Annotated in this window: 1 pseudogene; it reads left to right on the top strand. The window is 54.9% G+C overall.

Going from position 1 to position 1,198, the window contains the following annotated elements:
- Window positions 1–427: 427 nt before the first annotated feature.
- A pseudogene (locus tag N4G42_RS25420) lies at window positions 428–1,198 on the top strand (hypothetical protein); the annotation flags it as partial.

Genomic DNA, 1,198 nt, shown 5'->3' with positions numbered 1-1,198 from the left:
CTAGAGCGATCAGTGCCGAAGTAACTCGAAACGACCCAGAAGGGATTTGCGCCGAAATGTGCAGGGTGCCGCTGCCGCTCCTCAGGATGCGCCAGTGGTGGAGCTCAAGTTCTGGCTGCGACAGTACGTTAGGGGCGGGGCGGTCGTTGGTGAACAAGAGATACAGGCTGGGACTAGTTTGCTTGAGCAGTGATTGGGTGAGGTCATCTGATCATGTGTCACTAGGAGAAGGCAGGTTGGCCGCTCCTTCGGTCCGTCGTCGCTAATCTGGTCAGTAGCCAGCGTATCTTATGAGCAATGCCAAAGCCAATGAATGCCGGTTGCCAAGGTTGAGATCCCCGCATTTCAGACGTGCGCATGTTTGACTTGCCATTGTCAAAGTTCTGCCGTTTCATCTCGCTCATCCTGAACCACAGAAGGGCGAGATATGGCGGAAATCACCAGGGCACGAGCGTTTTGTAATGACGAGGTGGCCTATTTGGCCTGGGAGTCCGACGGAAAGATTGAGGGATGTCTGGGGTTCATGGTCACCCGTATCTTTGTCGATACGGGTGAGCGTCGTGTGCTACCAACCTGGGTCGCCTTCGAGTCTCAGTTCAACCCGGACTGGGAGGAACAAGACACCAGCGTCTGGCCCATTCAGAAATTCTCTTGGCGTGACCTCACCTTGCGCAAAAGCCGCAACACGCTGGCGACCCGCAGTGGTCCACTGCGGGTCAAGTACGAGATCCAGCCCGTTGGACCCATGAAGACTGGGATGAAGCCTGTGCCGGCAACAGATACCGCACAACCTGGAAAGTACAAGGGGGAAAAACTTCCCTTGGCGTTCTATGGCGAAGCGGTTGAAACCAATGAGATCGTGGCGTCTAATGATCTGGGCGAAGTCAGTATCGGTTTCAACAACGGTATCCTGTCAACACAGAATCTGCGCAAGCAGCTGCGCACGCCCAAGGGAAAAATGCCCAGTGCTTCGCTGGTGCGCAAGCGCATCGAGACTGTCGGAGATCCTCTTCGCCGGTATCTGGCTGGAGACATCTTGCCGCTGTTGCGCCAGCTGTTCGAACGGGCAGAGGCTGAAAGCGGAACGATCTATGCCGCACTGTATGAGCTCAGCGATCCGGAATTGATTGACTTGCTGTTGCAACATTCAAAGCGATTGCATCTCATTCTTTCCACAGCAGGTAAGGACGAGAAAACC

Source organism: Acidovorax sp. K2F (assembly GCF_025246485.1).
GTDB lineage: Bacteria > Pseudomonadota > Gammaproteobacteria > Burkholderiales > Burkholderiaceae_C > Acidovorax > Acidovorax delafieldii.
This window is presented reverse-complemented; position numbering and strand designations above follow the sequence as displayed.